Origin of the sequence: uncultured Sphingomonas sp., assembly GCF_913774285.1 — a bacterium.
In the GTDB taxonomy this organism is placed as follows: Bacteria; Pseudomonadota; Alphaproteobacteria; order Sphingomonadales; family Sphingomonadaceae; genus Sphingomonas.
In genome coordinates this window covers 13944-38098 of record NZ_CAJYHX010000008.1, presented here as the reverse complement: position 1 = coordinate 38098, position 24155 = coordinate 13944, and the positions used below count along the sequence as shown (strand labels likewise).

Annotated in this window: 26 protein-coding genes and 1 tRNA gene; 14 read left to right on the top strand and 13 right to left on the bottom strand. The window is 67.4% G+C overall.

The window, feature by feature from the left end; genetic code table 11:
* The first annotated feature begins 2 nt into the window (after positions 1 to 2).
* The 6 genes from QZ670_RS03895 to QZ670_RS03870 all read left to right on the top strand — a co-directional run bounded on the left by QZ670_RS03895 (position 3) and on the right by QZ670_RS03870 (position 3675).
* A complete protein-coding gene (locus tag QZ670_RS03895; RefSeq protein WP_294252484.1) occupies positions 3 to 656 on the top strand; it encodes an ankyrin repeat domain-containing protein in 654 nt (217 codons plus the stop codon).
* Between the two features lie 65 nt (positions 657 to 721).
* Positions 722 to 1285: a TspO/MBR family protein gene (locus tag QZ670_RS03890; RefSeq protein WP_294252482.1), complete on the top strand. Its 564-nt coding sequence runs from the start codon at positions 722 to 724 to the stop codon at positions 1283 to 1285.
* Positions 1286 to 1300: 15 nt separating this feature from the next.
* The gene (locus QZ670_RS03885) at positions 1301 to 1561 is read left to right on the top strand and encodes an accessory factor UbiK family protein (RefSeq protein ID WP_064310044.1); all 261 of its coding nucleotides are present in this window, start codon (positions 1301 to 1303) and stop codon (positions 1559 to 1561) included.
* Between the two features lie 112 nt (positions 1562 to 1673).
* Positions 1674 to 2183 (top strand): YbjN domain-containing protein, encoded by a 510-nt coding sequence (locus QZ670_RS03880; protein WP_010544228.1) that lies wholly within the window; start codon positions 1674 to 1676, stop codon positions 2181 to 2183.
* A 1-nt stretch (position 2184) separates the two neighbouring features.
* Complete coding sequence (gene proC / locus QZ670_RS03875) at positions 2185 to 2988, top strand: pyrroline-5-carboxylate reductase (RefSeq protein ID WP_294252476.1); 804 nt, start codon at positions 2185 to 2187, stop codon at positions 2986 to 2988.
* A 72-nt stretch (positions 2989 to 3060) separates the two neighbouring features.
* On the top strand, positions 3061 to 3675 hold the full coding sequence (locus QZ670_RS03870) for a hemerythrin domain-containing protein (protein ID WP_294252474.1): 615 nt from the start codon (positions 3061 to 3063) through the stop codon (positions 3673 to 3675).
* Positions 3676 to 3799: 124 nt separating this feature from the next.
* On the opposite strand, the gene QZ670_RS03865 is transcribed toward QZ670_RS03870, so the two are convergent.
* Positions 3800 to 4285, bottom strand: coding sequence for a helix-turn-helix domain-containing protein (locus tag QZ670_RS03865; protein WP_093293810.1), 486 nt, complete (start codon positions 4283 to 4285; stop codon positions 3800 to 3802).
* Between the two features lie 69 nt (positions 4286 to 4354).
* Here QZ670_RS03865 and QZ670_RS03860 point away from each other — a divergent pair, with 69 nt between their 5' ends.
* Positions 4355 to 5452, top strand: a complete 1098-nt coding sequence (locus QZ670_RS03860; RefSeq protein WP_294252465.1) for a branched-chain amino acid aminotransferase — start codon at positions 4355 to 4357, stop codon at positions 5450 to 5452.
* Between the two features lie 23 nt (positions 5453 to 5475).
* Positions 5476 to 5550, top strand: a tRNA-Gln gene (locus QZ670_RS03855).
* Positions 5551 to 5607: 57 nt separating this feature from the next.
* Here the strand turns inward: QZ670_RS03855 and QZ670_RS03850 are convergent.
* Genes QZ670_RS03850 through QZ670_RS03810 form a run of 9 tightly spaced genes read right to left on the bottom strand, consistent with a single transcriptional unit; the run spans position 5608 to position 14248 of the window.
* On the bottom strand, positions 5608 to 7281 hold the full coding sequence (locus QZ670_RS03850; protein ID WP_294252463.1) for a GMC family oxidoreductase: 1674 nt from the start codon (positions 7279 to 7281) through the stop codon (positions 5608 to 5610).
* Between the two features lie 32 nt (positions 7282 to 7313).
* Positions 7314 to 8159 (bottom strand): sugar phosphate isomerase/epimerase, encoded by an 846-nt coding sequence (locus tag QZ670_RS03845; protein WP_294252461.1) that lies wholly within the window; start codon positions 8157 to 8159, stop codon positions 7314 to 7316.
* Positions 8156 to 8719, bottom strand: a complete 564-nt coding sequence (locus QZ670_RS03840) for a gluconate 2-dehydrogenase subunit 3 family protein (protein WP_294252459.1) — start codon at positions 8717 to 8719, stop codon at positions 8156 to 8158. The genes QZ670_RS03845 and QZ670_RS03840 overlap by 4 nt, the downstream gene beginning before the upstream one ends.
* Entirely contained in the window at positions 8716 to 9546 is an 831-nt protein-coding gene (locus QZ670_RS03835) for a DUF1080 domain-containing protein (protein ID WP_294252457.1), read from the bottom strand. The genes QZ670_RS03840 and QZ670_RS03835 overlap by 4 nt, the downstream gene beginning before the upstream one ends.
* 14 nt (positions 9547 to 9560) lie before the next feature.
* Entirely contained in the window at positions 9561 to 10463 is a 903-nt protein-coding gene (locus tag QZ670_RS03830) for a TIM barrel protein (protein ID WP_294252456.1), read from the bottom strand.
* A complete protein-coding gene (locus tag QZ670_RS03825; RefSeq protein WP_064310063.1) occupies positions 10460 to 10825 on the bottom strand; it encodes a c-type cytochrome in 366 nt (121 codons plus the stop codon). The genes QZ670_RS03830 and QZ670_RS03825 overlap by 4 nt, the downstream gene beginning before the upstream one ends.
* Positions 10822 to 11967 (bottom strand): Gfo/Idh/MocA family oxidoreductase, encoded by a 1146-nt coding sequence (locus tag QZ670_RS03820; protein ID WP_294252451.1) that lies wholly within the window; start codon positions 11965 to 11967, stop codon positions 10822 to 10824. Before QZ670_RS03820 ends, QZ670_RS03825 begins: the two co-directional genes overlap by 4 nt.
* A complete protein-coding gene (locus QZ670_RS03815; RefSeq protein WP_294252449.1) occupies positions 11964 to 13028 on the bottom strand; it encodes a sugar phosphate isomerase/epimerase in 1065 nt (354 codons plus the stop codon). Before QZ670_RS03815 ends, QZ670_RS03820 begins: the two co-directional genes overlap by 4 nt.
* Positions 13025 to 14248 (bottom strand): MFS transporter, encoded by a 1224-nt coding sequence (locus QZ670_RS03810; protein WP_294252447.1) that lies wholly within the window; start codon positions 14246 to 14248, stop codon positions 13025 to 13027. Before QZ670_RS03810 ends, QZ670_RS03815 begins: the two co-directional genes overlap by 4 nt.
* 175 nt (positions 14249 to 14423) lie before the next feature.
* On the opposite strand from QZ670_RS03810, the gene QZ670_RS03805 reads away from it, so the two are divergent.
* From QZ670_RS03805 to QZ670_RS03790, 4 genes are all read left to right on the top strand, one after another.
* The gene (locus QZ670_RS03805; protein ID WP_294252445.1) at positions 14424 to 15431 is read left to right on the top strand and encodes a LacI family DNA-binding transcriptional regulator; all 1008 of its coding nucleotides are present in this window, start codon (positions 14424 to 14426) and stop codon (positions 15429 to 15431) included.
* A 67-nt stretch (positions 15432 to 15498) separates the two neighbouring features.
* Positions 15499 to 16425 carry a VOC family protein gene (locus QZ670_RS03800; RefSeq protein ID WP_294252443.1) on the top strand — a complete coding sequence of 309 codons (927 nt, stop codon included), beginning with the start codon at positions 15499 to 15501 and terminating at the stop codon, positions 16423 to 16425.
* A 70-nt stretch (positions 16426 to 16495) separates the two neighbouring features.
* Entirely contained in the window at positions 16496 to 17575 is a 1080-nt protein-coding gene (locus QZ670_RS03795) for a helix-turn-helix domain-containing protein (protein WP_294252441.1), read from the top strand.
* A gap of 165 nt (positions 17576 to 17740) precedes the next feature.
* Positions 17741 to 19198 (top strand): carbohydrate porin, encoded by a 1458-nt coding sequence (locus tag QZ670_RS03790; RefSeq protein ID WP_294252439.1) that lies wholly within the window; start codon positions 17741 to 17743, stop codon positions 19196 to 19198.
* 130 nt (positions 19199 to 19328) lie between these two features.
* Here the strand turns inward: QZ670_RS03790 and QZ670_RS03785 are convergent, their stop codons facing one another.
* From QZ670_RS03785 to glpK, 3 genes are all read right to left on the bottom strand, one after another.
* On the bottom strand, positions 19329 to 19814 hold the full coding sequence (locus tag QZ670_RS03785) for an SRPBCC domain-containing protein (protein WP_294252436.1): 486 nt from the start codon (positions 19812 to 19814) through the stop codon (positions 19329 to 19331).
* A complete protein-coding gene (locus tag QZ670_RS03780; RefSeq protein ID WP_294252434.1) occupies positions 19795 to 20157 on the bottom strand; it encodes a metalloregulator ArsR/SmtB family transcription factor in 363 nt (120 codons plus the stop codon). The genes QZ670_RS03785 and QZ670_RS03780 overlap by 20 nt, the downstream gene beginning before the upstream one ends.
* A 90-nt stretch (positions 20158 to 20247) precedes the next feature.
* Positions 20248 to 21747 carry a glycerol kinase GlpK gene (glpK, locus tag QZ670_RS03775; protein WP_294252433.1) on the bottom strand — a complete coding sequence of 500 codons (1500 nt, stop codon included), beginning with the start codon at positions 21745 to 21747 and terminating at the stop codon, positions 20248 to 20250.
* An 86-nt stretch (positions 21748 to 21833) separates the two neighbouring features.
* Here glpK and QZ670_RS03770 point away from each other — a divergent pair, with 86 nt between their 5' ends.
* Both QZ670_RS03770 and QZ670_RS03765 read left to right on the top strand, forming a co-directional pair.
* Positions 21834 to 23372, top strand: coding sequence for a glycerol-3-phosphate dehydrogenase (locus tag QZ670_RS03770; RefSeq protein ID WP_294252431.1), 1539 nt, complete (start codon positions 21834 to 21836; stop codon positions 23370 to 23372).
* Positions 23372 to 24154 (top strand): DeoR/GlpR family DNA-binding transcription regulator, encoded by a 783-nt coding sequence (locus tag QZ670_RS03765; RefSeq protein WP_294252428.1) that lies wholly within the window; start codon positions 23372 to 23374, stop codon positions 24152 to 24154. Before QZ670_RS03770 ends, QZ670_RS03765 begins: the two co-directional genes overlap by 1 nt.
* Position 24155: the final 1 nt, after the last annotated feature.

Sequence of the window (24155 nt, the reverse complement as noted above, 5' to 3'; positions counted from 1 at the left end):
GGGTGGGCAAGCTGAAAACGATCGGCCTTATACTGGCAGGACTCGCGATGCTTGCTGCCTGTGGCGCCGCTGCGGTCGAATCGACGCCCAAGAACGGCGCATGTCAGGACGTGCAGGATCGGGATCGGATCGTCGACGCGCTCGGGTATTTTCCTAATCGCCTGTCGCCGCTCGGTGCCGCCGTGCTGTGCAATGACGCGGCGGGTGTCGAGAGGGCGCTGAAGGGCGGCGCGAGTCCCAATGCGCGAGAGCCGGGCGGGGAAACGCCGCTGCTGATTGCCGCGGCCATTCCGCGCACCGATCTGCTCAAGCGATTGCTCGCGTCAGGCGGCGATCCGAACAGCTGGGAAAAGGACGCGCGGACACTCGCGCTGCACTACGCTCTCTCCGCCGGCGTCCAGCGGGACGATTGGAGTGCTTGGGACGTGCTGCTGGCCAGTCATGCCGACATCAATTTCCGGCCACCCGGCGGCGCGACGATCGCCGAGGATGCGGTGAGTTTGGGTGCGGTCGACAAGCTCCTGCAGTTGCTGGACCGTGGCTATCACGTCGATCCCGCACGGCTCGTCCGCGAGTTGGAAGCGGTGCGCTATGATGCCAACACCGAGCCCCTGCGGCTGCAGGCAATAGAGCGGGTGCGCGCACTGATGCGATAGGCGCATGTCTTTGCAGTTCCCGCGCGATCGCCTAGGCGTACGGCAACTGCAATGGGGAGACGGGCGTGAACGCACTGGCATCGAAGGCGCAACTGCGGCGTGGTTTCTGGCGGCGCGCGCTGGTGACGGTGCCGATCGTGGTGCTGCTCGGCTTCGGGTCGGCGATGGTCGCGCCCGCCGGGGATCAGAACCCCTGGTTCACCGCGCTCGCCAAGCCTGCGATCCAGCCGCCCAACATTGCCTTCCCGGTCGTCTGGACGATCCTCTACGTGCTGATGGGGCTCGCCCTCGCGCTGGTGCTGAGCGCGCGCGGGGCGCGGGGGCGGGCGGCGGCGGTCGTGCTGTTCGTGATCCAGCTCGCGGTGAACCTCGCATGGTCGCCGATCTTCTTCCGCTTCCATATGCTCGATCTCGCGCTGATCGTGATCGTGGCGCTGGCGGTGCTGGTGGCAGTGACGATGGTCGCCTTCTGGCGCATCCGCACGCTCGCCGGGCTGATGCTGCTGCCTTATCTCGCCTGGGTGTGCTTCGCGAGCGTGCTGTTTTCGCAGGTCCGCGATCTCAATCCGGATGCGGAAAAGATTGCGTCGGCGGCCCCGAACGCCCACATCCACCCCGAAACGCTTTGAGTGGGGTTTTTTGACATGCAGACCGACAATCGCCTGTTCGACGATCTGGTGAAGATGGTGAACGGCGCCGCCGGCACCTTCGCCGGGGTGGCCCGCGAAGCCGAGGCCGGCGCCCGCGAGCGCGCCCGCGAATGGATCGGCGGGCTCGATTTCGTCAGCCGCGACGAGTTCGAAGCCGTGAAGGCGATGGCCGCCGCCGCGCGCGACGAGGCCGATGCGCTGAAGGCGCGCCTCGATGCGCTCGAGGCGAAGCTGAACCCGCAAGGGAATGCGTGACGCTGGCTGAAACTTCCTTGTCCACAGTTTTGAGCGGCGGGGCGCAGGCGCAAGCTTGTGCCCCGTCCGCGCGCTTGGCACTAGCGGGCATGGCTACACGACCGGGGGCGACATGGGCATGCTAGACGAAGCGGAATTCGACCGCGACGCCGCGGCACCCATCGACATGCTCGAGACCTATTTCGCCGCGCATGGCTGGACCCATGAGCGCGAGGACGACGAGATCGTCGCCAAGGTGAAGGGCAGCTGGACCCAGTACGAGCTTCGCGCGATCTGGCGCGAGGACGACGGCGTGCTGCAGTTCATGGGCTTTCCCGACGTGCGCGTCCCCGAGGAGCGGCGCGGGCTGGTCTACGAGACGATCGGGCTGGTCAACGAACAGCTCTGGATCGGCCATTTCGAGCTCTGGTCGTCGACCGGCATCCTGCTGTTCCGCCACGCCGCGCTGATCGACGGCGACGAGGGCGCGTCGCTGACGCTCGCCCAGGCCGAGCTGCTGGTGGAAAGCGCGATCGACGAGTGTGAGCGCTTCTATCCCGTCTTCCAGTTCGTCCTGTGGGGCGGCAAGACGCCGAGCGAGGCGATCGCCGCCGCATTGATCGAGACCCAGGGCGAGGCCTGACATGGCGCTGCTGTCGCGGATCTGGCTGGTCGGTGCCGGCAACATGGGCGGGGCGATGCTCCGCCGCTGGGCCGGCGCGGGGATCGATCCCGCCGCGATTACCGTCATCGATCCGGGCAGCCCGGCCATTCCCGAGGGCGTACGGCATCTGACTGCGCCGCCCGAGGGCGAGCGGCCGACCGCGCTGGTGCTGGCGGTGAAGCCGCAGCAACTCCACACCGTCGCGCCGGTTCTGGCGCCGTTCGTCAGCGGCGTGCCACTGCTGGTTTCTATCCTGGCGGGCGTGGAGGTTGCGACGCTGGCGGACGCGCTCGGCGCGAAGACCGTGGTGCGCGCGATGCCCAACCTGCCGGTCGCAATCGGCAAGGGCGTCGTCGGCCTCACTACGCCGAGCAACGATGCCGAGGCGCGTGCCGCTGCCGAGACGCTGATGGCGCCGCTTGGGCTGGTCGAATGGGTGCCTAGCGAGACGATGCTCGACGCGCTGACCGCGCTCGCCGGTTGCGGCCCGGGCTTTGTCTTTCGCTTTGTCGACGCGCTGGCCGAAGCCGGGACGGCGTTGGGACTGCCCGCCGATCAGGCGCAGCGACTGGCGCTCGCCATCGTCGAGGGGTCCGGCCTGATGGCCGCGGCTGCCAGCGAAAGCCCGGCCGTGCTCGCGGACCGTGTCGCGAGCCCCGGCGGTTCCACCCGCGAAGGGCTGAACGTCCTCGACCGTGACGATGCGCTCAAGACGCTGCTGCGCGATACGCTCGCCGCTTCCGCCCGACGCAATGCCGAGATGGCCGCCGAAGCGCGCAAATAGCGCGGTACGCTACGGAACGCCTGGTATTCCTGATGGTTACCCTCCCGATCCCACGTATCGACGGAGGCTATCATGGCTACGACGACCGAATCGAAGCGTAACACCAAGACCAACGCGAACAACACCGCCAAGACCAGCAGCAACGGCGCCAGCCTGGGCGTGATCGCCGGCGCAGCGGCGGGCGGTGCGGCGCTGGGTCTGCTCGCGATGCTCGGCCGCAAGGCGGCGGTACAGGCGCCGAGCGCGCTCGCGGGCAACTGGGACGATGCATTGAAGGCCGAGCACAAGGCAGTGCTCAAGGCGTTCGACACGCTCGAAGCGACCGACGACAAGGCGACGATCCGCCGCAACATGCTGCTTGCGCACATCAAGCATGCGCTGGTGAAGCATGCGATCGAGGAAGAGAATGTCATCTACCCGGCGCTCCGCGAAGCGGGGAAGACCGAACAGGCCGACGAGCTCAACGCCGAGCATGGCTATGTGAAGCAGTTCCTCTACGAGCTCGAGAACATGCCGAGCACCTCGCCCAAGTGGCTGGAGAAGGTGAAGGAATTCCGCGCCGCGCTCGAAAAGCACATCCGTGAGGAAGAGGACCAGCTGTTCCCCGAGCTCCGCGCCCAGCTGAGCGAGGAAAAAAACAAGGCACTCACCCTTGCGATGAACAAGGAAGGCTTCAAGGTCGCCTGATCGACCTTCCGTCATTCCGGCGAAAGCCGGAATCCATTGGGGCCTCCGTCTCGGCTCTTGCCTTGAAAGAGTGGCGTCTGGATCCCGGCTTCCGCCGGGATGACGGTTTTCGGAGTGCTGCGGCCTAGCGCCCCAGCGTCGCCACCCGGCCGCGCTCGTCCTCCGGCATCAACCCTTCGAGCACGGCCCAGAATCCCCCGACGGCTCCCTGGCCGGCGCTCGAATAGGCGCCGGCCATTTTTTCGCGCAGCGCTTCGAACAGTTCGGATTCGAGCTTCGCGCCCGCCTCGGTGAGCCGCAGCAGCCGCTGACGCCGGTCGCGGGTGCCCGCGCGCGTCTCGACCAGCCCGCGCTCGGCCAGCTCGCCAAGCACCCGCCCCAGCGACTGTTTGGTGATCGCCAGCAGCGAGAGCAGCTCGCTCACCGTCAGGTCGGGCTTGCGGGCGATGAAATAGAGCGCGCGGTGGTGCGCGCGGCCCAGCCCCTGGCGTGCCAGCCCGTCGTCGATCGAGCGGGTGAGGTGCGAATAGCCGAAATAGAGCAGCTCGATGCCGCGCCGGATTTCGGGTTCGCGCAGGAAGAGGGGAGAGGCAGGAATTGGGGCAGCCATGTTGACCGTTTCTGCCACCGCGCCTAGTCCTGCGCAACCCGAGGCTCTGGGGACGAGAAAGACCGAGTGATGGAAGACGCGACGATCCTGGATTTCGAATTCGAAGCCCACACCAACCCGCGTGAGCGCGACGAGCGCGCGACGATCCTCGCGAACCCCGGCTTCGGCAAGGTATTTACCGATCACATGGCGGTGATCCGCTATTCGGCCGACAAGGGCTGGCACGATGCGCGCATCCAGCCCTATGCGCCGCTCCAGATCGACCCCGCTTGCGCGGTGCTCCATTATGCGCAGGAGATTTTCGAAGGCCTCAAGGCCTATCGCCTGCCCGATGGCGGCGCGGGGCTCTTCCGCCCCCGCGAGAATGCCCGCCGCTTCCGCGAATCCGCCGAGCGCATGGCGATGACGCCGCTGCCGGAGGACCTGTTCCTCAGCTCCATCCGCGCGCTGGTGAAGGCCGATCGCGACTGGATCCCCGAAGGCGAGGGCGCCTCGCTGTATCTCCGCCCCTTCATGTTCGCGAGCGAGACCTTTCTCGGCGTCAAGCCGGCGAGCGAGTATCTTTACCTCGTCATTGCCTCGCCCGCGGGCGCCTATTTCAAGGGCGGCGCGCCCTCGGTGACCCTGTGGGTGTCCGACCATTACACCCGCGCGGCACCGGGCGGCACGGGTGCAGCCAAGTGTGGCGGCAACTATGCCGGCAGCCTGGTCGCCCAGGCCGAGGCGATCCGCCAGGGCTGCGACCAGGTGGTGTTCCTCGACGCGGTGGAGAACCGATATGTCGAGGAGCTGGGCGGCATGAACGTGTTCTTCGTGTTCGATGATGGGTCAATCGCGACCCCGCCGCTCTCGGGCACGATCCTGCCGGGCATCACGCGCGAATCGCTGATCACGCTGGCGCGCGGGGCGGGCGTCGATGTGCGCGAGGAGCGCTATTCGATCGACAAGTGGCGCGAGGACGCCAAGAGCGGCCGCCTGCGCGAGGCCTTCGCCTGTGGTACCGCCGCGGTGGTGACGCCGATCGGCGCGGTGCGGGGGCAGGGCTTCGAGTTCCAGATCGGCAATGGCGGCCCGGGCCTGCTCACCGAGCGGCTGCGCGAGCAGCTCGTGGGAATCCAGCGCGGCGTGGCACCGGATCCGCACGGGTGGCTTGAACGTCTGTTCTGAAGCTTTATAAGCCCGCTTCCCGTTGGGGCGTCGCCAAGTGGTAAGGCAACGGTTTTTGGTACCGTCATTCGGAGGTTCGAATCCTCCCGCCCCAGCCAGTTTCTTGAAATTCTGATCCGAAGCGGAGCGCGCCCTCACGGGCGCGCTCCCTTGGTTCACCCGCGCAGCTGCTTCACCGCATGGTCCGCGGCGCGCATCGTCAGCGCCATGAAGGTCAGCGACGGATTGACGCAGGAGGCCGAGGCCATCTGGGCGCCGTCGGTGACGTAGAGGTTGGGGGCGTCGTGCGCCTGGCTGAAGCCGTTGAGCACCGAAGTGCGCGGGTCCGCGCCCATGCGCGCGCCGCCCATTTCGTGGATGGCGTCGCCGGGGACATGCTCGCCCTCGTTGCTCGTCACGTTCTGCAAGCCGGCTGCGCGCAGCATCGCCTCGCCCTGCACCTTGGCGTCGGCGATCAGCTTCAGCTCGTTCTCGCGGAAGGTCACGTCGAAGCGCATCAGCGGCACCCCGAAGCGATCGACCTTGCTGGGGTGGAGCGAGACGCGGTTGTCCTTGTAGGGCAGGCACTCGCCGAACGCGCCCATGCTGAACCGCCAGGGGCCGTAGCGGCGCATGCCGTGCTTCATCTCGGCACCGAAGCCGACCGGGCCCGCCGGCTGGCGCCAGGCGCTGCCCTGATAGCCATAGCCGCGCTTGAAGCCGACGCCTTCCTCGCCGCCGATGTTGCGGAAGCGGGGGATATAGACGCCGCCGGGGCGCCGGCCATATTCGATCAGGTCGGTCATGCCCGGAATCTCCCCGTCGATGCCGACGCGGAAGATATGGTCCATGACATAGCGGCCCAGCGTGCCGCTGCTGTCGAAATGGCTGCGCTCGCTGCCCGGCGCGCGCGAGTTGAGCAGGATTTGGTTCGATCCCATCGCCGAGGCGCAGAGGAAGACGAGATCGGCGTTCACCACCTGCGCCTGGCCGGTCTTGGCATCGACATAGCGCACGCCGGTGACGCGCTTCTTGGCCGCGTCATATTCGATGTTGGTCACCACCGCGTCCGACTGGAGCGTCAGCTTGCCTGTCGCGCGCGCAGCGGGGAGGGTGACCGCCTGGGTCGAGAAATAGGCGCCGAACGAGCAGCCATTGCCGCACTGGTTGCGGAACTGGCACTTGGTGCGGCCCTGGTCCGGCTTGTCCTCGGTCATGTTGGACAGACGGGTGTTGATCAGCTTGCGGCCGGGGAACTTGGACTCCAGCCGTTCCTTCAGCCACTTCTCGGCGACGTTCATCGGCATCGGCGGCTGGAAGTTGCTGTCGGGTAGATAGGGCAGGTTCTCGCGCGAGCCCGAGACGCCGATATAATCCTCGACCTTGGCGTACCACGGCGCGATGTCGTCATAGCCGATCGGCCAGGCGCCATCCACGCCCTCGCGCTTGTTCGCCTCGAAATCCTCGGGCGCCCAGCGGAAGCTCCACCGGCCCCAGATCAGCGACTTGCCGCCGACCGCGCCGGGGCGGATCCAGTAGAATTTGCTGCCCTCGTCGAAGGCATAGGGGTTCATGCGGTCGTTATTGTAGAAGCCCATGCTGCTGGGCTGCACATAGCCGCGCTTGGCGATGAAATAATCGCGCTCCTGCAGCGGCTTGGGCATGATGTTGTGCGCGGGCACCTCATAGGCGGGCTTGCCGTCATACGGATAGTCCTCGCCATGCTCGACCATGCGGCCGCGATCGAGCATCAGCACGCGGAGGCCCTTTTGGGTCAGTTCCTTGGCAGCGAAGCCGCCGCTTACGCCGGAGCCGATGACGATCGCATCGAACCTGTTGGTTGCAGCCATTTTGTGTCCCTCTCCCAGGGAGTGTTGTTGGTTTAGAAGCGCAGCGCCTGCAGCGTCTTGAAGCTGGTGGTGATGTCCGGAAGATAGGGCGCGGGCGCCTCGTCATTCTCGACATAGAAGTGGCGGACATGCGCGCTGGACGGACGCTTGAACAGCGCTGCGAAGTCGATCGTGCCGGTGCCCACCGCGGTCATCTTGCCATCGGGGCGCATGTCCTTGACGTGGTAGGAATAGAGCCGGTTGCCGAGCCGGTCGATCAGCGCGCCCAGATCCTGGCCTGCACGCTTGGCCCAGTAGAGGTCGAGCTCCACCTTCACCAGCGCGGGGTCGGTTTCCTTGAGGAACCGGTCGTATAGGCTCACGCCGCCAGGCTTGTTGGTGAACTCGAAATCATGGTTGTGATAGGCGAAGTCGAAGCCGGCCTTCTTGAGGTCGCGGGCGAACTTGCTGAAATTCGGCAGCGCGGCGTTCCAGCCCGCCTCGGTGCGGTGCTCGTCGGTCATGTAGGGCAGGATTACCGTCTTGGCGCCGAGGGTGCGGGCCATCGCCACCGACTTGTCGAACTGGCCGAGCAGCGCGTCATAGCCGATGTGGAGCGACGGGCAGCGAAGCCCTGCCTTGTCCATCGTGGCGCGCAGCATCGCCGGGTCCATGCTGTCATAGCCGCCCCCGCCGAACTCGATCTCGCGATAACCGATCTTGGCGATCGCATTGAGTGTGCCGACCGGATCCTTCTGGAAGATGTCGCGGACGGTGTAGAGCTGGATGCCGACCGCGGGGATCTGCGCGGCGAAGGCCTGCGGGATCAGGCGATCCATCAGCGCGAGGGCGGTGACGCCGCCGGCACCGGCGAGCAGGGTACGACGGGTGATCATCATGCGCTGTACACCTTGTTGACCTGGGAATAGGGGAAGGCGCCGTTATATTCGCCCGGCACCGGCAGATATTCGCGTTCCTGGGTGATGCCGATCTCCGAGGTATAGTACCCCGTGATCACCAGCTGGCGGAACGCCTCGAAGAAGGTCTTGCCGCCCGCGATCTGGCCGTTCATCGCCAGGGTGAGCAGCGCGTCCTGCTGCGCCGGCGTCGCCTTGGCGGCCGAGACCTTGTAATCCTGCTGCGAGCGCGCCTCGATCGCGTCGAGCCCGGCGACGATCGGCACGCGATCGTCTGGCATCGCCCAATCTGCGAGCAGCTTTTCGATGAAGGCGGGCACGCCCGCGGCGATCGCGCCCGGCGTGTCAGTCGTGGGGATCACCCGCTCGCTGAGCGCGGTCATCAGCGCGCGCTGGGCGGGGCTGAACACGGCGACGCTGGGCGGTCCCTCCTGGATCATCTGCGTCGCGGTCATCTGCGCGGCGCGGGCGATGGGGGCGAACACGCCCGCCCCGAACAGGGCGAGCACGCCGGTGAGCGCGGCGCGACGGTCGATGTTCATTTGCGGTCTCCCGGAAGGTCCTGCGCGATTGCGCTTTCTGGCAGCGGGCGCACCCAGATGTTGCGGAATGACACCGGCGAGTCATGGTCCTGCAGCTGAATCGGCAGGGCATCGGCATGCGCGGTATATTCGGCGACATGACGCCAGTTGGTGGTGCCGAGCATCGCCTGGTGGTTCTGCACCAGCACGCCGTTGAGGAAGGCGGTGATATAGGCCGGGCGCAGCAGCTTGCCGTCGGCGGCGAAGCGGGGGCGCTCGAAGACGATGTCGTAGCTCTGCCACTCGCCGGGCTTGCGCGACGGGTTCACCAGCGGGGGCTTCCAGCCATAGACCCCGCCCACCGTGCCGTCGGCATAAGTGGGGTTCTGATAGCCGTCGAGAATCTGGATCTCGTAGCGCTGCATGAACCAGATGCCGCTGTTGCCGCGATCCTGCGAGCTCTTGGTCGGCGGATTGGGCGAGCGGAACTCCAGGTGGAGCTGGACGTCGCCGAAATTCTGCTTGGTGATCAGCGCATTCTCGCCGCCGCTGCTCGCGCGGGTCGGCACGGTGAGCACGCCGTTCGCCACCGGCCACAGCTTGCGCTGCGCGGTCCAGGCGTCGAGCGAGCGGCCGTCGAACAGCACGATGGCGTCCGAGGGCGCGCCGCCGGGCTGCGCTGCGGGGGTGACGACGGTCGGGTAGGGGCGGTCTGAATCATGGACGTGCCAGTTCCCGCCGCCCGGCAGGATCGGGGTATCCTTGAACCCCGGCTTTTCCTGTGCCGCGGCGGGCGTGGCGGCAAGCACCGCCAGACCCGCGAGCAGCACCTGTGTGCGTCTCGACATGCTTCTCTCTCCCCTCAGACGGCGTCGATCGTGCGATAGGCGGCGATCAGCCGCTCCTCGCCCGCGCGCCCTTTGACCGAATTGCCATGTTCCATGCCGATCGTGCCGGCATATTTCCGCTCGCGCAGCCAGCGGACGATATTGGTGAAATTGATTTCGCCGGTGCCCGGCTCGTTGCGGCCGGGATTGTCGCCGAACTGGATATAGCCGATCTCGCTCCAGCAGGTGTCGAGCGCCGGGATCAGGTTTCCGGACTGGATCTGCTCGTGATAGAGATCGGCGAGGATCTTCACCCCGGGGCTATTCGCCCCGCGCGCCACTGCATAGCCCTGCGCGATGCTCTGCATGTAGACGCCCGGATGGTTGGTGCGGGTGTTGAGCGGCTCCATCACCAGCGCCATCCCGTGCGGCGCGACGAGATCGCCTGCGCGGCGCATCAGGTCGATCACGCGCGCGGTCTGGATGTCGAGCGGCACCTTGGGATCCAGGAAGCCGGTCACCACCGTCATTCGCGTGGCGTTCAGCCGCTTGGCGACGTCGATTGACGCGCGGATATCGGCCAGGAACGCCTCGCGCTCGGCACCGTCGTTCGCGCCCAGGATCGGGCGCGACTTCCCCCATTTGGGCATCGAGGCGACGAACACGCCCATCGTCATGCCGCGGCTGGACAGCGCCTTGGCCATCGCTACCTGCTCGTCGACCGGGCGGGTGGCGGCCTCGTTATCCTCCCAGGCGGTGAAACCCTGGTCGGCGGCGAAGGCGATCTGCTCCAGCCGGTTGCCCCGGCTGGCGAAGCTGCCCTCGTGCGGCGCGAAATGGAGCGAGAAACGCGCCGCATTCGACTGACCCCGCGCCGAGGATGCCACCAGGGGCATCGCCGTCGCGCCGGCCAATACGGTGCGGCGCGTCACGCTCATTTGCCGCTCATCGCCTTGAGGTACGCGATGATCTGCTGGCGCTTGGCGGGATCGGCCATGCCGATCGGCATGCGGGTGCCCGGCACCTTCTTCATCGGCGCGGCGATGAACTGGTCGAGCGTCGCCGGGTCCCAGGTCAGCTTGGAATTCTTGAGCGCCGTCGAATAGTTGAAGCCGGGCGCCGAGGCCGCCGGGCGGCCGACCACGCCGTTGAGGTTGGGGCCGACGCCGTTCTTGCCGCCCTTCTCCACGGTGTGGCACGCCTTGCACGCGGCAAAGGCGGGCGGGGCGGCGGTCTGCGCCCAGGCGGGCGCGCTCGCCGTCAGCGCCGCGGTTGCGGCAAGTGCCATCCAGAACTTCATCTACGCTCTCCGGTTACGATCTCGGTCCATTTGGTGTCGGCCTTGGCATTGGCGATCATCGCCTCGACAAAGGCCATCGTCCGCAGCCCGTCCGCGACGCCCGGCACTTGGGCCGAATCGCCGCGAACAATGCGCGCGAATCCACGATAAAGGTTTGCAAACGCTTCGATATAGCCTTCCGGATGTCCGGCAGGTGTACGCAGCAAAGGCGTGGTGCTCGGGCCAAGGCCGGGGCCACCTGCACGCAGAATCTCCGCCGGCCGATCGAGCCAGCGCAAGGTGAGCGTGTTGGGCTCCATCTGCGCCCATTCGAGGCCGCCGCGTTCGCCATGGATGCGCAGGCGGAGGCCGTTTTCCTCGCCGGCGGCAACTTGGGTCGCCTTGAGCGTGCCGCGTGCGCCGCCCTCGAAGCGGAGCAGCGCGCTGACGTCGTCATCCAGGCGCCGGCCCGGGACATGGGTGGCGAGTTCGGCGGAAAGCGTCTCGACGCGCAGGCCGGAGACCAGCTCGGCCAGGTGGAAAGCGTGGGTGCCGATGTCGCCGAGGCAGCCGCCGAGACCGGCGCGCGCAGGATCGGTGCGCCACTCGGCCTGCTTGTTGCCTTCGGTGTCGAGCGAACCGCTCAGCCAGCCCTGGATATATTCCACCTGCACCAGCCGGATCGCGCCGAAATCGCCGCGGGCCACGCGAGCCCGCGCCTCCTCGACCAGCGGATAGCCGCTATAGGTGAAGGCGAGGGCGAACTGCTTGCCGCTGTCTCGCGCAGCGGCGGCGATGGCGCGGGCCTCGTCGCTGTTCATCGCCATCGGCTTCTCGCAGAAAACGTGGAAGGCCGCGTTCAGCGCGGCGATGGCGACGGGGGCGTGGAGGTGGTTCGGGGTGACGATCGCCACCGCGTCGATGCGCTCGTTTTCCGGCAGCGCGGCCTCGCAAGCGAGCATCGCATCATAGGTCGCATAGACCCGCGCCGGATCGAGCCCGAGCAGGTCGCCGGTGCGCGCGTTCTTGCCGGCATCGGTGCTGAACGCGCCGGCGGTCAGCCGCCAGTCGCCGTCGAGCGCTGCCGCCATGCGGTGCACGGCACCGATGAACGCGCCTTCGCCGCCGCCGACCATGCCGAGTTTCAGCGGGTGCCGGATCATGCGTCGCGGCTTCCCAACCCGAGCAGATTGCGGATCGCCGCCTTGTCGACGCCGCTCGAGGCGAAGTCGTCAAAGGCGCGCTCAGTGACGCGGATGATATGGTCGCGGATGAAGGGCGCGCCTTCGCGGGCGCCGTCCTCGCTGTTCTTCAGCGCGCATTCCCACTCGATCACGGCCCAGCCGCGATAGCCATACTGGGCGAGCTTGCTGAAGATGCCGACGAAATCGACCTGGCCGTCGCCGGTCGAGCGGAAGCGGCCGGCGCGGTTCACCCAGCTCTCGTATCCGCCATAGACACCGCTGCGCCCGGTCGGGTTGAACTCGGCGTCCTTCACATGGAAGCACGAGATCCGATCGTGATAGCGATCGATGAAGTCGAGATAGTCGAGCTGCTGCAGCACATAATGCGACGGATCGAACAGGATGCGCGCGCGGGGGTGATGGTTCACCGCCTCGAGGAAACGCTCCCACGTAGCGCCGTCATGAATGTCCTCGCCGGGATGGATCTCATAGGCGCAGTCGACGCCGGCTTCCTCGAACACGTCGAGGATCGGCAGCCAGCGGCGGGCGAGTTCGGCGAAGGCTTCCTCGACGAGGCCCGCGGGGCGCTGCGGCCAGGGATAGACATAGGGCCAGGCCAGCGCGCCGGAGAAGGTGGCATGTGCCTTCAGCCCCAGCCGGCCGCTCGCGCGCGCGGCGAGCTTGACCTGCTCGACCGCCCAGGCCTGGCGCTCGGCGGGCTTGCCGTGCAGCTCTGCCGGCGCGAAGCCGTCGAACAGCGTGTCGTAGGCCGGGTGCACCGCGACCAGCTGGCCCTGCAGGTGGGTCGAAAGCTCGGTCGGCTGGATGCCGAACTTGTCGAGCCGGGCGCGGAGATCGTCGCAATAGGCTTGGCTTTCGGCCGCCTGTTTCAGATCGATCAGCCGCGGATCGCACGGGATCTGCACCCCGACATAGCCGAGCCCCGCGGCCCACTCCGCCATATGGTCGAGCGTGTCGAACGGCGCGGTGTCGCCGAGAAACTGGGCGAGGAAGATGCCCGGACCCTGCATCGCGGTCATGCCTGCACCTCGTTACGGTTGTTCTTGAAGGTGAACTGGAAGAGGAGCGCAATCACCGCCGCGGCGATCGCAGGATACCACCAGAGATGGTGCCAGTCGGCGACGGTCGCATTGGCCGGCAGCTGCGCATAGAGTAGGCCGCCGATCTGCGAGCCGAGCAGCATGCCCACGCCGTAGGTGAACAGCGTCAGCATGCCCTGCGCCTGCGCGTTGACGCCCTTGGGCGTCGCGATGGTGCCGGTGTAGATGGCGCCGGCGACGAAGAAGAAGTCGTAGCACACGCCGTGCAGCGCGACGCCGAGATAGATCGCCCAGATCCCCGCGCCGCCATCGCCGATCGCGAACAGCGCGTAGCGTAGCGCCCAGGCGACCATGCCGACCAGCAGCAGCGGCTTCACCCCGAAGCGGCGATAGAGCCAGGGCATCGAGAACATGAAGACGAGCTCGGACATCTGCCCGATCGCCAGCGTGCCGCCGACATTCTCGATCCCCGCCGCGCCCACGTACGGCGAGGCATAGGCGTAGTACATCGCCAGCGGGATCGAGATCAGCGTCGCGCAGAGGATGAAGATCAGGAAGGAGCGGTTGCGCATCAGCCCGAAGGCTTCGGTGCAGAACACCTCGGCGACCAGGCTCTTGCCCTGCGGCGCATCGGGCTGAACATTGGGCAGGGTGATGCTGTAGAGACCCAGCGCGAGCGAGACGACGCCCGCCACCTGGAAGATCTGCGGGCTGGCGGAGAGGTGCGCCCAGCCGATGATCAGCCCGGCGACGATCCAGCCCAGCGTGCCGAAGGCGCGGACGAAGGGAAAGCGGTCGACGCGCTCGCCGAAGCTCTTGAGCGCGATGGTGTTCGCGAGGCCCACGGTCGGCATGTAGAGGATCATGTAGCCGAGCAGCAGCCAGACGAAGCTGGCGCCGTGCTCCGGGGTGAGCAGCGTCGGCAGGATGAAGAGCAGCACGCCGCCGACCAGGTGGAGCACCACCATCAGCATCTTGGGGCTGAGGAATCGCGCAGCCGCCATGCCGAGCAGGAACGAGCCGACGATCGAGGCGATCGGGCCGACCGAAAAGGCATTGGCGATCAGGCTGCCGACGCCGACGGTCTGCATCACCAGACCCAGCGTGACGTTCCATGCACCCCAGACGAAGAACTGCATGAACATCAAGGCGCTGAGCCGCCCCGTGAGCAATCCCGATACCGGCTGCGTGCTGTTCATGGTGATCCCTCCAGCAGCGACCATGCGCTTCCTCTCCCCCGCGCGGCTGTGCCGCTCTTCGACCAATGCGGCTTTGCCGCTGTTCGAATCGCAGCCTATGCAGAGCCGGATACGATGTAAAGGATTACATTCGCGGGGCTCGACACGGCGCGTCGCACGCTACAAAGATATCTGCATGGCTACGATTATCGAAGTCGCCGCGGCCGCGGGCGTTTCCACCGCCACGGTGTCGCGCGTGCTCAGCCAGCCGGGGCGGGTGGCGGAAGCGACGCGGGCGCGGGTGATGGAGGTGGTCGAGGCGCTCGACTATCGGCCCAATGTCGCGGCGCGGACGCTGCGTACGCTGCGCGCCGCCAAGATCCTGCTGACCGTGCCGGATATCTCCAACCCCTTCTTCGCCAGCGTCATCCGCGGCGCGGAGGAAGCGGCGCGCGACGCCGGCTATGCGGTGGTGCTGGGGGATACCCGGCACGATCCCGAGGTCGAGGACCAATATGCCGAGATGCTGTCGCGCCGCGAGGTCGACGGGCTGGTGTTCCTCGGGCACCGACTGCCGGCGAGTTTAGAGGCGCTGGTCGCCCGGGAAGGGGCCTCGGCCCCGATCGTCAACGGCTGCGAGTACAGCCCCGAGATCGGCGTTCCGAGCGTGCATATCGACAATGCGGCCGGGAGTGCCGACGCGATCGAGCATCTGGTCGAGCTCGGCCACCGCGCGATCGGCATCATCACCGGACCGCCGATCAGCCCGATCAGCCGCGACCGCTTGGCTGGCGTGCTGCGCGCGGCCGATCGCCACGGCCTCAAGGACCGGCTGCACCTGCGCGAAGGCGACTATGGCGCCGACTCCGCCCACCGCGCTGCCCGCGCGCTGATCGCGGAAGGCGTGACCGCGCTGTTCTGCTTCAGCGACGAGATGGCGCTTGGCGCGATCAGCGCGGTGGGGGCGGCGGGGCTGTCCTGCCCGGGAGACGTCTCGGTGATCGGTTTCGACGACCTGCCGCTCGCGCGCTTCTTCCATCCGGCGCTCACCACCATCGCGCAGCCCAAGGGAATGATCGGCGGGCGCGCGGTCGAGGTGCTGGTCGGCATCCTGCGCGGCATCGAGCCGATCGAGCGGCAGCTGACGCTCGCCCATGAACTGATCCGCCGCGCCAGCACCGGGCCCGCGCCGAACCCCCGGTGACACGCGGCACGGGCGTGCTATGCTCCTGGAAAGGCGATCGAAAGCATCGCCGCCCGGGAGAGACACGATGCCGATGTTCCGCAAGCTGACCGCGCTCGGCCTGGTTGCCGCGACGATGATCGGCGCAGCGCCGCCGGACGCGGGCCGGCCGCCGATCACCGGCATTTCGCACCTTGCGGTCTATGCGACCGACATGGCGGCGAGCGATCATTTCTACCGCGTCGTGCTCGGCGCGCGGAAGGGGGCCGACCCGGAAGATCCGGCGGGCGTCCGCTATTATTTCAGCCCGCGCCAGTTCGTCGAGGTGCTGCCCGCGCCCAAGGATCATGGCCCGAGCATGCTCGCCCATGTCGGCTACGTCACCGCCGATGCCGCGCGGCTCCGAACCTGGCTCAGTGCCCACGGCGTCCGTGACCTTACACCGGTGCAGCGCGGGGCAGGCGGCGACCAATGGTTCAGCGGCCACGATCCCGAGGGCAACCCGGTCCAGTTCGTCCAGCCGGGCAGCAGCGCCACCACGGCGGAGAACGGCGCAATCAGCGGCCGGATCATCCATGTCGGCCATGCGGTGCACGATCGCGCGAAGCAGGACGGCTTCTACCGCACGCTGCTCGGCTTCCGCCCCTATTGGTTCGGCGCCTTCCACGACGACAAGGTCGACTGGGTCTCGCAGCAGCTGCCCGACGGGCGTGACTGGCTCGAATATATGATGGTGGGCGAAGGCTCGGACGTGTCGGCCGACAAGGTCGATGCGCGGCAGCTGGGCGTGCTCAATCATCTGTCGCTCGGCGTGGTCAACATGCAGGCGGCGGTAACCATGCTCTACCGCGAGAACCGGCTGAGCTCGCGGCATGACGGCCCGCAAATGGGCCTGGATGGCAAGTGGCAAGCCAACTTCTACGATCCCGACGGGACGCGGGTGGAATTGATGGAGTTCAAGCCCGCGACGAAGCCGTGCTGCTCGCCCTTCACGGCCGAAAGTCCGGACCCGTAACGCACCCTGTCCTCGGCTGGGACGGCAATCCTGTGGAAAACGCAACGCTTGCGTTACAAAAACGGGGTAGATGGGGGTGGTGCAGGAACAGCGGAACTTGCGGGTGCGGGCGGAGGCGCCAGGCGTACCATATTTCAACGTCTCGAACGCGCCGCCCGAATTGCGCTTCGACGCCTATGCCGAATCGGTCGATCCGATCTTCGACACGCGGCGTGAGGCGGTGTCCGGCGACTTCAGCGTAGGGCTCGACGGGTTCAACGCCGGGCCGGTGCTGATCGGCCGCTCGCGCATGTGGGGCGCCGGGTTCCACTATGACCGCGACATCCGCAAGGTGGCCCGGACCGGCGTCGAGGCGGTGCTGGTTCAGATCATCACCCGCGGCGGCGACGTGCGGCTGCACGACGGCGAGGCCACGGTAACCCGACCCGGCGACATCTGCATCGCCGACATGACCCGCCCCTTCGCCACCCGCACCGATGGCTGCGAGAATATCAGCATGGTGGTGCACCACGGTGCGTTGGGGCTGGACGAGCCGCGCCTTGACGGGCTGCACGGGGTGGTGCTCCGCCGCGAGACGTTGGCGGCGCAGCTGCTGGGCGAACATGCCCGGATGCTGGTGGAGCGGCTGCCCCAGGCGGGCGCGGACGATGCGCTGGCGGTGGCGCGCGCGACGGGGTTGATGATGGGCGGGCTGATCGCGCCCACCACCCAGGAGGGCGGCCCCCGCGCTTCGGGTGCGGTGGCGGCGCTGTTCCGGATCAAGCGCTTCATCCGGGCCAACCTCGCGCATCCGGAGCTTGGGCCGGACATGGTGGCGCGGGCGATGGGCATGTCGCGCGCGTCGCTCTACCGTGCCTTCGCGCCGCTGGGCAGCATCGGCGACTTCATTCGGCGGCAGCGGCTGGAACGGGTGCTGAGCGACCTGGCCGATCCGGCACAGCGCGGCAAGTCGATCGCCGAGATCGCCTATGGCTGGGGTTTTGGCGACTGGTCTACCTTCTCGCGCGCGTTCAAGGCGGCGTTCGGAATCACGCCCAGCGAGGCGCGGGCAGGTGCGGACATTCCGCTCGCGGCACCCCAAGCCGGGGCGGGCGACGTGCTGCTGCCGCACTGGATCCGCACCATGGAGACGCTACGCCTCCCGGGCTGACGCCGCGCCACTAGCCGTTCGTATGGTTCTGCGCGAGGGGGCTAGGCGCTGGAGGGTTGCCTCCCTATTCGGCGGGGAACGCGGGTCCTGTTGGCCGGGCCTGCAATGCCACGCAACCAAATGGCCCCTCGGCGCTTGGTGCGGCGCGACATAAAAGGATATGCAATGAAGCGTGGGAGTTGGCGCGTAGGGCAGGGGGCCCTGCTCGCAATCATGGCGTTCGGCACGGTAGCGCCGGCGGTTGCACAGCAGGTGGACGTCGGCGCTCCGCCGCCGCCAGCGGACGAACTCAACAAGCCCAAGCCCGACGCGACGCAGGAAGATGCCGGTTCCGGCCCGCGCGCCGATACCCAGCGCCGCGCCCGCAGCCACGCGCTGCATCCGCGCGATCCGTCGCCTTCGTCTCTTGCCGGTGATACGCAGAGTTCGCCGCCGCCGGGGCTGATCGGCGACTGGCAGGAGATCCGCACCCGCATGGGCGAGCGTGGCATCGGCCTGTCGGCGCGCTATGCCTCGGAAACCGCCTACAACTTCACCGGCGGCGATCGCAGCCTGGTGGCCGAGACCGGCCAGTTCGACGTCGGCGCGCTGCTCGACCTCGACAAGCTGGTCGGCTGGGGTGGGGCGGCGCTGCAGGGCACCGTCACCTGGCGGCGCGGCATCGACCTGACCACCACCGCCGGCCTCGGCGCGCTGCAGCAGGTGCAGGAAGTCTATGGCCGCGGCCAGACCGTACGCGTGACCCAGCTCTGGCTTCAGCAGAAGCTGGGCGACAAGGTGGAAGTGAAGCTGGGCCGCACCAATCCGGGCGAGGATTTCGCGGTCTTCTCCTGCCATTTCCAGAATCTGAGCTTCTGCGGCGCGCAGTCGGGCAATCTCGTCGGCGATTACTGGTACAACTGGCCGGTCAGCCAATGGGGCGCGAACGTCCATGTCGACGTGGCGCCCGGCATCTACGTCCAGGGCGGCGCCTATGAGGTGAACCCGCGCAACCTGGAGAGCAGCTTCTTCATCGGCCATTTCAAGGGCGCGACCGGCGTGCTGGTGCCCGCCGAGATCGGCTGGACGCGTGGTGGCGACGAGGGGCGCGTCGGTTCGTACAAGCTGGGCGGCTGGGTCTCGACCGCGGACGGCGACGATCTGGTGCTCGACATCAACCGCCAGCCGCGCGCGGTGACCGGCCTCGCGCCGCTCCAGCATTCGAGCCGCTACGGCGTATTCGCCAGCGTCCAGCAGCAGCTGACCGGCACCTCGAAGGATGGGCGCTCGCTGACCGGCTTCAGCATGTTCGCCAATGTCACCTTCGCAGATCGCGCGACGTCGCTGACCGACAACCAGGTGTCGGTCGGGCTATTCTACAAGGGGCTCGCGCCGAGCCTGCCGGGCGACGTGATCGGGCTTGCGGTCGCGCGGACCAATGTGAATGGTCGGATCGACACTGCGGATCGCCTGGCGGGCAAGCCGGCGCGCGATGCGGAATATGCGGCGGAGCTCTACTACAGCGTCTCGCCGACCGAATGGCTGGTAGTGCAGCCCAATGTCCAGTGGATCCACCAGCCGGGCGGCGTGAAGAACGCCAAGGATGTCGGCGTGCTCGGGCTGAAGTTCGCGCTGACGCTGTAGGGTACGCGTCTAAGCCCCTCCCCTTCAGGGGAGGGGTTTGGGGTGGGGCAGTGTCTCACCGAGCCCAACGGACGTTCTGGAATCCCTTCACCCCCAACCCCTCCTCCAAGGAGGAGGGGCTTAAGTCCTGTCACCCCTCGACCACCGTCGCGAGTTGGTCGAACTGTTCGAAGATTCCGCCTTCCATCCCCTCGAACGCGTCGTCGAGCGACTCCTTCGATCCGTGCCGGTCATGATAGGTGACCAGCGTCTTGCCGTCGGTCTCCTCGAAGGTGACCGTAGTCAGCGCGCCATCGTCGCTTTCCTCGTTGGTCCAGACGATCTTCTCGTTCGCCACGACCTCGACATAGCGGCCGAAAAACGCGTGCACCGGCCCTTCGTCGGCGCCGAATTCGAGCCGGTAGCTGCCGCCGGTCCGCACATCCATCTCGCAGGTCCGCAGGCGGACGGGCGCGGACGCGGGCACCCACCAGCGGCGGAACAGCGTCGCATCGCTCCAGGCCTGGAAGACGAGGTGGGCAGGGGCGTCGAAGGTCCGTCGGACGACCAGGTCCACGTCCGAGGTACGCTCCACCTTGGTCCGCGGCGAGGCGGTGTCATGCATGCTCAGGCCCATCCGACTGCTCCTTGCGTTTGAGTTGCTCTACGACTCCGTCCAGCGCGTCGAACCGCGCATCCCAAAGCTGCTGTACGCCGTCGATCCAGGCGGCTTCGGCCCACAGGCCCCGGCCGCCCAGCCGGCAGGTCCGGACCCGTCCGACCTTTTCGGTGGTGACGAGACCCGCCTGCTCCAGCACGGCGATATGCTTCTTCATGCCGGTAAGGGTCATGTCGAACGCATCGGCGAGCGCAGAGACCGAGCTTTCCTGCTGCCCGAGCCGCTCCAATATGCCGCGACGCGTGGCATCGGAGAGCGCGGCGAACGACGCATCCAGCGCGGCGCTGCTATACTGAACCATGTGGTTCAGTGTTAGGTGGAGTCGTCGGGAAATGCAAGGGGGGCGAGCACTAGCCCCTCCCGCTTCAGGGGAGGGGCTAAGGAAGACGGATTACCCCAGCGTCCGCCGTAGGGCGTCGTGCCATCCGGCCAGCAGCGTCGTGCGATGCCCGGCCTCCATCGCCGGCTCGAAACAGGCCTGCCGCGACCAGATCGCCGAGAGCTCGTCCAGCCCCGACCACAGCCCTACCGCGAGGCCGGCATGGAAGGCGGCGCCGCGTGCGGTTGTTTCCAGATCGTCCGGCCGCTCGACCGCGACGTCGAGGATGTCCGCCAGGAACCGACATAGCCAGTCGTTCGCCGCCATGCCGCCGTCGACCCGCAGCATCGCCGGTCGCACGCCGCCGTCCTGCACCATCGCCGCGACGAGATCGTAGGTCTGGTAGGCGACCGCCTCGAGGGCCGCGCGGGCGAGATGGGCCTGGGTGGCGCTGAGCGTCAGCCCGAAGATCGCGCCGCGCGCCTCGGGGTCCCAGTGCGGCGCACCGAGGCCGACGAACGCCGGGACCATGTAGACGCCGTGGCTGTCGGACACGCGCGTCGCCATGTCGTTGGTCTGGCGGGCATGGGTAATCACGCCGATCCCGTCGCGCAGCCACTTGATCGCCGCCCCCGCCACGAAGATCGAGCCTTCCAGCGCGTAGGATGTCCGGCCGTTGATCCGATAGGCGGGGGTGGTGAGCATCCGATGCTCCGAGGCGACGGCCTTGTCGCCGGTGTTCAGCAGCAGGAAGCAGCCGGTACCATAGGTCGACTTGGCGGTGCCCGGCGCGAAGCAGCACTGGCCGAACAGCGCCGCCTGCTGGTCCCCCGCCATCCCGGCGATCGGGATGGGCAGGCCGAACCATTCGGGATCGGTCGTCCCATAGACATGGGCGTTGTCATGCACTTCGGGCAGCAGCGCCATCGGGATGCCGAATAGCCGGCACAGCTCGGGGTCCCACGCGCCCGTATGGATGTTGAACAGCGAGGTGCGGGACGCATTGGTCACGTCGGTCGCGTGCACCGCCCCCTTGGTCAGCCGCCAGAGCAGGAAGCTGTCGATCGTGCCGAAAGCCAGTTCGCCGCGCTCGGCCCGTGCCCGCGCGCCGGGCACATGGTCGAGGATCCAGCCGAGCTTGGTCGCCGAGAAATAGGGGTCGACCAACAGTCCGGTGCGGGCCCGTACCTCGCGTTCGGCGCCCTCTGCCTTCAGCTCGTGGCAGCGCTCGGCGGTGCGGCGATCCTGCCAGACGATGGCGCGGTGGATCGGCGCGCCGGTGACGCGGTCCCAGACCAGCGTCGTCTCGCGCTGGTTGGTGATGCCGATCGCGGCGATGCTCGCCACCCCGACGCTGCTCTTTAGCAGCGCCTCGCGCGCGGTGGTCAGCGCATCGCGCCAGATCGTCTCGGGATCATGCTCGACCCAGCCCTGGTCGGGATAGTGCTGCTCGAACTCGGTCTGCGCGGTGGCGACGCGGCGGCCGGCGGAATCGAAGATCACGCTGCGCGTCGAGGTCGTGCCCTGATCGATCGCGAGAATGTGATTCCGGTCCACCAAAGCCTCTCCCATGTTCGTTCGGACGCTCGTAGATTTTCGTTCGCGCGTCAACGCTTTCGTTTGTGTTCGCTTGCTGCTATAAACGAAAAATAGCGAACATGAGGCGAAAGATGACGGCGGCACAACCCGACGCGCATATCGATCTTCTGGTGGTGGGTGGCGGCATCAACGGTGCCGGTATCGCGCGCGACGCGGCCGGGCGAGGCCTGTCGGTGCTGCTGGTCGAGAAGGAAGACCTGGCCAGCCACACCTCCTCGGCTTCGACCAAGCTGATCCATGGCGGTCTGCGCTATCTCGAATATGGCGAGTTCCGGCTGGTGCGCGAGGCGCTGATCGAGCGCGAACGTCTGTGGGGCATGGCGCCGCACATCATCTGGCCGCTGCGTTTCGTCCTGCCGCAGACCCAGTCGCCGCGCCCGGCCTGGATGGTGCGGCTGGGGCTGTTTCTCTACGACCATCTCGGCGGGCGCAAGAAGCTGCCGGGCACCGACACGATCAATCTTGCCCGCACGCCTTTCGGACGGGGCCTGAAGACCGCCAAGGGCAAGGCCTTCGTCTATTCGGACTGCTGGGTGGAAGACAGCCGGTTGGTGGTGCTCAACGCGATGGATGCGGCGGAACGGGGTGCGGACATCCGCACCCGCACCGCGCTGGTGGGCGCGCGTCGCGAGGGGCGCGAATGGATCGCGACCATCGCCGACGAGGCCGGCGAGCGGACGGTGTGCGCCAAGGCGCTGGTCAATGCGGCGGGCCCCTGGGTGGCGGACGTTCTGGGCCGCGTGCCCGACGTGGTCGCCGATCGCGGGCTGCGGCTGGTCAAGGGCAGCCACCTCGTCGTGCCGAAGCTCTATCCGGGCGACCATGCCTTCATGTTGCAGAACCCCGATCGCCGCATCGTGTTCACCGTCCCTTATGAGGGTAAGTGCACGCTGATCGGGACGACCGACCAGGTTTGGGACGGCCCGCCGGGCAAGGCGCATATCAGTGCCGAGGAAACCCGCTACCTGCTCGATACCGCCGCGCGCTACTTCGCCGATCCGCCGTCCGAGAAGGACGTGGTGTGGAGCTATGCCGGTATCCGCCCGCTCTATGACGACAAGGCGGGCAATGCCTCTGCCGTGACGCGCGACTATGTGCTCGATCTCGACGGCGATGAGGCGCGTGCACCGATGCTCAGTATCTTCGGCGGCAAGATCACGACGTACCGCAAACTCGCCGAGCACGCGATGGCCGAGCTGGCGCGCTTCTTCCCGCAGGCGACGGGTGCCTGGACCGCAGGCGCGGTCCTGACCGGCGGCGACCTGCCCGAGGGCGATTTCGATCACTTCGTGGCCAATCTCCAGCACGCGCGGCCGAGCATGCCCGCGGAGCTGCTGCGGCGGCTGGCGCGGGCCTATGGCACGCGGGTGGAGGCGCTGCTCGGCAATGCGATGACGCCGTTCGATCTGGGCGCCGATCTCGGCGGTGGGCTGACGCTGCGCGAAGTCGATTATCTGCGCGCCAACGAATGGGCGGTGACCGCCGAGGACATCCTCTATCGCCGCAGCAAGCTGGGCCTGCACGTGCCGCCAGGCACTGCGGAGCGGCTTGCCGACTATCTCGGCGGCGAGCCCCGGCGGATGGCGCGATCGGCCTGATGGCCGAGGACCTGCCCGATCTGGTCGCGGGGCGCCATGCGCGGATCCTCGAACTCGCCCGCCGCACCGGCAGCGTGAGCGTCGAGGCGCTGGCGACGGCGCTGGAAGTGACCCCGCAGACAATCCGTCGCGATCTCAACCAGCTCGCCAAGCAGGCGATGCTGTCGCGCGTCCATGGCGGCGCGGTGGTCACCTCGGGGGTCGACAATCTCGATCGCGAGGCCCGGCGCCAGGTGGCGGCCGATGCCAAGGCGGCGATCGGCATCGCGGCGGCGGCGCTGGTGCCCGACGGTGCCAGCCTGTTCATCAATATCGGCACGACAACCGAGGCGATTGCCCGCGCGCTGGTCCAGCACCGCCACCTGCTGGTGGTAACCAACAACCTCAACGTCGCCGACATCTTGGGCGGCGTGCCGACGATCGAAGTGGTGGTGGCGGGTGGCCGGGTGCGCGCGAGCGACCGTGCGGTGGTGGGCGCGCTGGCGATGGATTTCCTGCGCGGCTTCAAACTCGATTATGCGCTGATCGGCGCCTCGGCGATCGACGAGGAGGGGACGCTGCTCGACTTCGACATGGACGAGGTTCGCGTTTCCCAGACGATCATCGAGCAGGCCCGCACCGTGATCCTCGCAACCGACCAGACCAAGTTCGGCAGGCCCGCGCCGGTGCGGATCGCCGAGATCGACGTCGTTGATCATTTGGTCACCGATCGCCTCCTACACCTCGGTGTCGCCGCCGCCTGCGCGGCGGGGCACGTGCAGGTCACGCAGACGGATGCCTGAT